Below are 8,090 nucleotides of genomic sequence, written 5' to 3' on the forward strand. Positions count from 1 at the left end.
GAACGGAACAAAAAAGCCGGCATCATCCTGCGATTAGGTGCGCGTGTCACGGCGGCTCGCCCCCCCTAGATTTACGAAGCCCACAGCCGCCACATTCCGGTCAACTACGCCTAATTACGCCAGCAGTGGTAAAATTCTTGGTACGGCTTCCTTCCCTTCCTACCTGCGCCACTACGGCGCTAACGCCACTCTTCGGTCATTTCTATCCACCCGTCAGTCTTCGATATGTCGACGAAGCGGCGTTGAGATTTATGCCACTATAACGCTATAGTCTCCGACCGTTTTTGGCAGGGAAGTGGATCGTGGCGCTTGATGAACTAGCTCGTGAAGATGACGTTATCTATGCTCCATCTTCGCTCAGCGCCTCTGCACCTACTCCCGTGCTTGAGCTTTGCAGTCAGATCAACGCCATCCAGGATGACGTCATCATCGACGCTACCGAGTTGGCATTCATTGATCCGTTCGGCCTGGCGATGCTCCGGGCGACCCTCGAAAGCCAACCGGCGACGAAGAAGGTTTCTGTTCGCTGGATGAACGAGGAGCTGATCACGTACCTGGTTCGGATGGACTTTTTCGAAGGGCTGGCAGTCGAAGGTATCGATACGCAGTCTGCACGTAACCCTCAGGGCGAGCCCGACCATTGCGTCGAGTTAATCCGGGTTCGGGAAGGAAATTCCGAGGAGATCGCCTCGCGCTTGATCCAAGCCATGACGGGAATGTGTGGCGAAGACGAGACTGCAGTGGATGAGGAGCTGGACGCTGATCGCCGCCCCATCGAGTACGCTCTGAAAGAGCTTCTCGAAAATGCGTTATCCCACGCCAAGAAAGAAGGCAATGGTAACGCGTCGGTCTGGGTCGCCTGCCAGCATTTCGAATCGAACGACTATGTGCGTCTAGCTATCGTCGACAACGGATGTGGTTTCCTGGCAACGCTGAAAGGTCATGCCCAGCTCAAGGAACACACACACCTAGCAGCAATCGAAGCAGCGCTCCAAGAGCGGGTGAGCTGCAACCGAGGCCCACATGTCGGCTATGAGACAGATAGTCAGAACCAAGGTGTAGGTTTGACGACTACTGCTAGGATTGCAGAAGCGGCTGGTGGTTTATTAGTAGTCGCTAGTGGAGACGCTTGGGTGATGACATCCAACGGTCTCGAAGTAGTGATGGAAGGTAGCAGCTGGAAGGGCGTAGCCATCGCCTTCACCTGCCATCGTGAGAAGCTGCACCTGATCAACATACCGTCCCTCCTCCCTGAAGCTGAGGGCGTGGCGGATGCAGATATCAGCTTCGAATAAGCCCCTTGAAGGGTGCCACTGCACGGTCATTGACCGTCAGTAGGATATGAATTACATATTTGCGTATATCGCAGAGGGAAGCGTCATGCACACTCAAATCAGTTTGGCGAACGAGTCAAATAAGGCTATTCGCACTCTGGGTATGAGGGCTACCGCTACGCCTATTCGAATGGAAATCGAACGAGAGCTTTCCAAGGGCGTCGCCGTGTCCATCGACTTTTCCAACAAGGACGCTACTCAGTCGTTTGTAGACGAACTGGTTGGCGCTCTCGTTCTAAAGTATGGCCGCTCGGTTCTATCGAAAATTTCGTTTAAGAACTGCTCGGACGACCTCAAATCCATCATTCGTTTCGTAATCAATGATCGCGTCCATCAAGTAGAGACTCAGCGCGCCATCGCGTGATTGAGCTGAACGGCTAACAGAAGCCCCGCCATGTGCGGGGCTTTTGCATTTTGGTTCGAAAAGAGTTGGCTCACGTCAGACCATCGAAAAGACCACCAAGGGCAGCCGGAATCCAGCTCGTGATCACCAATTCTCCAGTGATCTCCGCCTGACCCTGCCGCTGATTGGTGTTGCTATAGCGGATGTCTATCCGCTCCAGGTGGAAGCCCTCAAACACCCGCCGGATGTCCGGGTGGTCGTTGATGCTGACCATGACCTTCCCCTTGCAGCGTCGCATGAAGTCGGCCATCCGTTCGTAGTTCTCGAAGGGGAAGTCCACCCCATAGCCCTCGGTCTGCCAGTAGGGCGGGTCCATATAGTGGAAGGTATGCGGCCGGTCGTAGCGCTCAGCGCATTCCAGCCAGGGTAGGCTCTCGACGTATACCCCCGAAAGGCGTTGCCAAGCCGCGGAGAGATTCTCCTCGATGCGCAGCAGGTTGATGGCCGGGGCGGTCGTGGCCGTGCCGAACGTCTGCCCGGACACCTTGCCGCCGAAAGCGTGGTGCTGCAGGTAGAAGAAACGTGCGGCGCGCTGGATATCCGTCAGGGTCTCGGGGCGGGTCATCTTCTGCCACTCGAAGATCTGGCGGCTGGACAGGGCCCATTTGAACTGGCGCACGAACTCCTCAAGGTGGTTCTGCACCACCCGGTAGAGGCACACCAGGTCGCCGTTGATGTCGTTCAGCACCTCGGTGGGCGCTGGCATCGGGCGGAGGAAGAAGAGCGCAGCGCCGCCGGCAAACACCTCGACGTAACACTCATGGGGCGGGAACAGCGGGATAAGACGGTCGGCGAGGCGGCGCTTACCGCCCATCCACGGAACGATCGGATTGGTCATATTGTGCAAGCCTTTACTGTATGGATATCCAGCAGTTAGACTCGCCGCGCTTCGTGCACGAGGCGAGGAGCCTTGGCTGGGCTTGCAGGTACGGTCTGCGGGTTCAGTGGCTGGCTCGGGTGGTGGAACACCCGGGCCAGCCGCTTCTCTTGTGTGAGTTGTGTTGAAAATTCAGGAGGCAACCATGCACCGATATGTCAGCCTCAAGTCCCTGATTCTGGTAAAGAGCCCCGAGCATGATTGGGTGCTGACCCCATCCACGGCTGAAGATCTAGCCGAATTCGGGCTCCAGCTGTTGGTTGCCGAGTTAGGCACCGAGGGCGCCCGGCTATTCCTCCGCAAGAAGTTCGCGCAGTACCAACCGGACTATCGCGGCGTCGGTCGTGACAACCGCCCACCAGAAAAGGACAAACAGGGATACCCTGCACAGCGGTACTAACCTCACTGACGAGGAGGGATAGCCATGTGCGGACGCTACGTCACCCCATCGGACCGGGCAATTGAGGACTTCTGGCATATCGGCGCCCGGAACTCGGGCCGATGGATCCAGAGCTTCAACGTCGCCCCGACTACCCAGGTGCCCATGCTGCGCCTGGACGAACAGGGTGAGTTGGAACTGGTCTCCGCCCGCTGGGGCCTTATTCCGTTCTGGTGGAAACAACTGAAGCCGCCGGGCCTGACCTTCAATGCCCGCAGCGAAGAAGCCGCGAGCAAGCCGATGTGGCGCCAGAGCCTGCGCACCCACCGCTGCCTGATGCCCGCCTTGGGCTGGTACGAATGGAACGAGCGGCAGCAGGTGCGCAGCCGCACCGGCCGCAAGGTCAACCAGCCCTACTACCACCACGCGGCCGACAACGGGATGCTGGCCATCGCCGGGCTCTGGTCCATCTGGACCGGACCGGAAGGCCAAGACGTGCTGTCCTGCGCCCTGCTAACCAAAGACGCTGCCGGCCCCGTGGCCGAGATCCATCACCGGATGCCGGTGATCCTGCGTCCGGAACAGTTCGACCTCTGGCTGTCGCCCAGTACCAGCAGCGAGCAGGTCCACAGCGCCATCGTGCTCAGTCGAGAGGACTTCACCGCCCACCCGGTCACCACAGACGTCGGCAACAACCGGAACGACTACCCGGAATTGCTGGAGCCGGTAGAGGTGCTGCTGGCGGACTAGCGTCTGGATAGCAGTTCTATGCTTTCTGATCTTCCCAAGGTATCGTCACGCGGGCAGATAACCACGGATGGCTAAGGAGGGCATATGGGTCTCGAAGACCGCGACTGGTTCCAGGAAGCTCGCGCGGAACGGGATGGTAAGCAATGGAAGCGTCCTGGCCGATTCACCGCTCCCAAGCCCGAGGTGAGCACCGAGCCGGTCCAGCACAATCCACAGCCGCCCAAACCGCGCACTCCCCCGTCCTACGTTCATCTACAGGCGCAGGAAATCCTTGAAGCTCGCAAAAGTAGGTCAGGGCCTCCTTTCTTCCTGGCGCTCCTACTGTTCGCGTTCCTCTCGGTAGGCATCGGCGCGCTCTACCTTTACTTCTGAAGGCCCGCCTCTCCCCTCACGCGGTCATAAACCAACTCGCAGGCTCGCCCCGCTATTCCCCGGCGGTCGGCTTCAGCAGCATAGAATCGAACAGCCTCTCCGAGCCGGCCGAGCAGGTCGGCTCGCACTCGGGCTTCGCCTTCGGCTGCCTGGCCGAGCTGGGCAGTGAGGGCATTGCCGCAGCCTCGGCTGCGCTGTTCAAGCTCGGCGTACCGCTGCTGCAGGCGCTGCAAAGCATCCCCAGACCGATCAGCATCAGCCCGGGCCACTTCCAATTCCCCATCTGCTTCATTTCCCACCTCATCGACCGCCTTCTGGCGGCGTTGCTCTTCAGTTCGGGCCTGGGCGGCAGCGCGGCGATCACGCTCCGAGACCTCCAGTCGGTAGTCGGCCAGTTCGGCCTGAGCCTTCGCCGCATCGGCCTGGGCCCAGCCCACCCGCAACTGCTGGCCGCCGGCCACGAGGATCAGCACCAGCACCCACCAGCACCAAGCCGGAACCACCTTCAGCCAGGTCATGCCAGCACCGCCTTGGCGCGCTCCCAGAACAGCACGCGCTCCTCGAATCCGTGGGTGCCGCCGTTGATCCGGCGGGTGATGGTCTCGAACTTACCGGCATCCGCCAGTTCGTTCAGGCCGTGCTCGGCCCAGAACCAGGCCGCCGACAAAGCGGCGTAGCGCGGCTGCTCCAGCAGTTGCGGAATGCCTTCGAGGTCCACTCCCAGGGCGCGCCCCGTCTCCCGGTAGTTGGCCCGACCAGTGGTCTGGATCAACCCCCTGCCCCGGTAGCGCCAGCCGTCGCCGCTCGCCTCGGGCCCGTTGCCCAAGCGGCCGCCGTACACCGCGTTGGCAATCGCCTCGGGCTTTCGGGCCAGCGCCAATGCGCGGGCGTTCGGTTTGCCATCGGCCCCCCGGAACCGCGCCGGCCAGATGGCGGCCAGGCCCTGGGCGCTGTAGTTCAGGTTTTCCACCAGGCGCGTGAGCTGGGCGCTCTCGTGCCCGATCTGGGCCAGCCAGGCGGCGGCACGCACCCGGGAGTCGATCCGGTACCGCGCCATGGCCGCGTTGAGCTCAGCAACGAAAACGCCCGCAACAGGGCGGGCGTTCGGGAGGATCAGCAGCAGCTGCTGCTCAGTGATCTGCATGCGGGTCTCCAGAAATGAAAACCCCGCCGAAGCGGGGTGGGTGGTGGAATGGGATTGATCACTCTGTCGCTGCAAGAGCCGCCGCGGCATCGCGCTTCTCGGCTAGATGCCGATAGAGACTGGCCAGCATCACGTAGGCATCGGTGAAGGTCGCCGTGCCCAGCACGGCGCCGGTGTCCGGGTGCAGCAGATTGAACTCGGTCAGCGCGTTGTCCGGGGTGAAGCCCTCGGTCAGCATCCCGTCCGGGGACACCAGCTCGACGCCCTCGAAGCTGACCACTCGTTCCTCGTTGAACTGCACGCTGGGCGCGCCAAGGTGCGGGCGGGGGTTGTCGATGTAGATCGACCGGCAGCGTTTCCAGCTGGTGCCGTTGACAGTCTTTTCTTGGTAATCAGCCATTGGGTGCTCCCTAGCGAATCAGAATCCACTCGTCGGTGCTGACCTTCTTCAAGGTCACCACCTGCCAGCGCAGCGGGATGGTGAGGTCGTCCGGCGTGCGGATGGTGACCCCGGCCCCTGCGGCGATGGTCACGGTGCTGACCGTATAGCGCTCGATGTCCACCTCGGTGCTCACCGGGAAGGCCACCGAACTGTTCGGCGGGATGGTGACCGTCACCGCGCTCGTACCGGTCATGCGCTTGTGCTTGTTCTGGTCGGCCAGCACCAGGGTGTAGGCGGTGGAGGCGGTCGCCTCGACATCCTTGGTTCTGGCGTCCTGTACGAAGGCGGTGGTGGCGAGCTGGGTAGTGTTGGTCCCGGCCGCTGCCGTGTTCGCCTTCGGTACGCCGCCGAGGGTGCAGCCGGCCGCGTCCGTAGTCAGCACGGTCAGGCCGGCGCGAGTCAGCACCACCTCACCGATATCTGCGGCCAGATACATATTGTCGCTGCCAGCGTTGCCTTTTCCGACGAACCCAATGCGCACGTTCGTGTTGTCGTAGATCGTTGCGTAGGCGGCATTGGCGGCAGCTGGCGCGGTGAGGCGCAGTCCCTCGCTGCTGCCCTGCGAGCGCAGGTAGTTGGCCACCACGCCGCCGGTAAAGGTCGCGCCGCTCAAGCTGGCCTTGCTGTTCGGGTCGAAGTTGGCCGAGTGCCACAGTTCGCCCCAATTGGTCCAGCCCTGCACCGGGCCTTTCTTCGAGCGCACCGCGACGCGCGGGGTGGTAATGCTGTCCGCGCCGACCGTAGCTAGCATCTGCGTGATGTAGCTCGACGCCTCGTAACCGATGACCTCCAGCGTCTGGCGGGTCATGCTGAAGCCGGCAGGTAGCGGGGTCAGCCCCGATGTTGGGGTCAGGTACTTGCCGGGAGTCAGGTAGTTGTCCAGCTCGGGGTCGGTGGCGATGAGGCCGATACCGATACCATGCGAGCCATTGACCAGCATGGCGCCCAACGTGGTGTCGCTGGCGTTGGCCTGCTTCGGGGTGTTCGCCGCGTGCCAAATTTCGTAGGCGCTGGCACCCGCCGACCAGCCGCCGTATTTCAGTCGGTTGTCGGTGTCGAGGCCCAGGTACGCCGCATAGACGCCGGCGCGGTGAAACGCGATAAACGCGGCGTCGTCCGCGTCGCCGCGCGCCTCCAAGCCCGCCGCGCTGGACGGTGCCGTCGCGATACTGCCAGCGCTGGCGTTCCTCAGTATCAAGTTGCCGGATAACGTCATGGTGCCGGTGACCGACGTGGTGGGCAGCGTCACCGTGCCGGAGAACGTCGGGCTGGCGAGGTTGGCCTTGGTCGCCGGATCGAAGTTGCCCGAGTGCCAATCGTTCAGCGTCGGCACCGAACCTTCGATGATGGTCACACCGCTGATATCGGCCACGTACTCGATGGCCCATTGCGCCGGGTCGTTCCAGAGCGCTTCGTCCGTCGCACCCGAGAACTGCGCGACCACCTTCTCCACCGCCACGCTGGGATAGGCCCATGTGGAGTCGGTCATGATCGCGGTCTTGCCGAGCAGGATCACGTAGCGCCCCGCCTCGACCCCGAACTTGACCTCGGTAACCTCCTTCATGCTGCCCGGCGTCACCATGGAGGTGACCTTCTTGCTGGTCTGATACCACGTCTTAACGTCGGAGGCTTCCATCATGTAGCCGCCGCATTCGACGTAGCACAAGCCGCGCCCGGTGTACTCGTAGAGGCGCAGGCGCAGCCCCAGCATGGTGTTCTTGGTCTGCCCCACGGGTAACGCCGGCAGGGTGATTTTTAGGCAGCCCGTCACCGTCGCCACCTGCTGATAGGAATGCTTGAACTCGTCGAGCACCCGGTAGTTGCTCAGGTACAGCGGCGCAGCGGTGGCGAGGCGGAAGCTCGGCAGGTTGGTGTGCGCCCACAGCGACCGCCCAAAACTGCTGCTCGCCGCCAGCGCCCCAGCCCCGGCGGCGGTGAAGTAGAACACCGCCCCGGCCGAGCCGGTGACCCCGCTCAGGGCGCTGAGGTTGGCGTGCGCATCCTGCTTGGTGCTGAGGTCAGGCAGGTTCAGCGGGTAGCTGACGACGGTTCCGGCGTGGTTGGTGGCGTAGAGGTCGAAGCCCGCGCCGGCGCGCACCAGGTAGAGGGCATCGGGCTCCAGGCTGGCCGGCAGGCTGGCGACGACTTTGAACAGCTTGAGTTCCGCCATGGGGTCACCAGTTCGCGCCGTCCCACTCCTTCGGGATCGGCGCGCCGTTGTATCGGGGAAGGCCGCCGGATTCGCTGAACTTGTCCAGGGTGGCCTTGTTGGTGTGGCTGTGGGTCTGGCTCACCGCCGTGTCGATCTGGGCAGCAGTCGAAGTCGGCCGCCCCTGGATGGCATCCCACGTCAGCGTCACGTCCATGGATTCGTACTCGGCCACCTTCA

10 protein-coding genes and 1 pseudogene are annotated in these 8,090 nt (G+C 62.2%); 5 read left to right on the forward strand and 6 right to left on the reverse strand.

The genetic code is table 11. The features are described 5' to 3' along the window. Positions 1–302 precede the first annotated feature (302 nt). On the forward strand, positions 303–1,295 hold the full coding sequence (locus ACFW0B_RS23110) for an ATP-binding protein (RefSeq protein ID WP_449151314.1): 993 nt from the start codon (positions 303–305) through the stop codon (positions 1,293–1,295). 85 nt (positions 1,296–1,380) lie between these two features. After that, positions 1,381–1,698 (forward strand): STAS-like domain-containing protein, encoded by a 318-nt coding sequence (locus ACFW0B_RS23115; RefSeq protein WP_449151315.1) that lies wholly within the window; start codon positions 1,381–1,383, stop codon positions 1,696–1,698. Between the two features lie 70 nt (positions 1,699–1,768). Here ACFW0B_RS23115 and ACFW0B_RS23120 read toward each other — a convergent pair whose 3' ends face one another. Next, a complete protein-coding gene (locus ACFW0B_RS23120; RefSeq protein ID WP_449151316.1) occupies positions 1,769–2,575 on the reverse strand; it encodes a DNA adenine methylase in 807 nt (268 codons plus the stop codon). Positions 2,576–2,759: 184 nt separating this feature from the next. On the opposite strand from ACFW0B_RS23120, the gene ACFW0B_RS23125 reads away from it, so the two are divergent. From ACFW0B_RS23125 to ACFW0B_RS23135, 3 genes are all read left to right on the forward strand, one after another. Further along, complete coding sequence (locus tag ACFW0B_RS23125; protein ID WP_449151317.1) at positions 2,760–3,014, forward strand: hypothetical protein; 255 nt, start codon at positions 2,760–2,762, stop codon at positions 3,012–3,014. Between the two features lie 24 nt (positions 3,015–3,038). Further along, entirely contained in the window at positions 3,039–3,743 is a 705-nt protein-coding gene (locus tag ACFW0B_RS23130) for an SOS response-associated peptidase (RefSeq protein WP_449151318.1), read from the forward strand. Between the two features lie 84 nt (positions 3,744–3,827). After that, positions 3,828–4,115 carry a hypothetical protein gene (locus ACFW0B_RS23135; protein WP_449151319.1) on the forward strand — a complete coding sequence of 96 codons (288 nt, stop codon included), beginning with the start codon at positions 3,828–3,830 and terminating at the stop codon, positions 4,113–4,115. On the opposite strand, the gene ACFW0B_RS23140 is transcribed toward ACFW0B_RS23135, so the two are convergent. The 5 genes and pseudogenes from ACFW0B_RS23140 to ACFW0B_RS23160 all read right to left on the reverse strand — a co-directional run. Next, on the reverse strand, positions 4,106–4,633 hold the full coding sequence (locus ACFW0B_RS23140; protein ID WP_449151320.1) for a DUF2514 family protein: 528 nt from the start codon (positions 4,631–4,633) through the stop codon (positions 4,106–4,108). The genes ACFW0B_RS23135 and ACFW0B_RS23140 overlap by 10 nt on opposite strands. Then, positions 4,630–5,259, reverse strand: coding sequence for a glycoside hydrolase family 19 protein (locus ACFW0B_RS23145; RefSeq protein WP_449151321.1), 630 nt, complete (start codon positions 5,257–5,259; stop codon positions 4,630–4,632). Before ACFW0B_RS23145 ends, ACFW0B_RS23140 begins: the two co-directional genes overlap by 4 nt. Positions 5,260–5,317: 58 nt before the next feature. Next, a complete protein-coding gene (locus ACFW0B_RS23150) occupies positions 5,318–5,659 on the reverse strand; it encodes a hypothetical protein (RefSeq protein ID WP_449151322.1) in 342 nt (113 codons plus the stop codon). A gap of 10 nt (positions 5,660–5,669) precedes the next feature. Then, complete coding sequence (locus ACFW0B_RS23155; RefSeq protein ID WP_449151323.1) at positions 5,670–7,871, reverse strand: hypothetical protein; 2,202 nt, start codon at positions 7,869–7,871, stop codon at positions 5,670–5,672. Positions 7,872–7,875: 4 nt separating this feature from the next. Beyond that, positions 7,876–8,090: pseudogene (locus ACFW0B_RS23160) on the reverse strand (hypothetical protein); the annotation flags it as partial.

The organism is Metapseudomonas phytobenefica (genome assembly GCF_043392685.1).
In the GTDB taxonomy this organism is placed as follows: domain Bacteria; phylum Pseudomonadota; class Gammaproteobacteria; order Pseudomonadales; family Pseudomonadaceae; genus Metapseudomonas.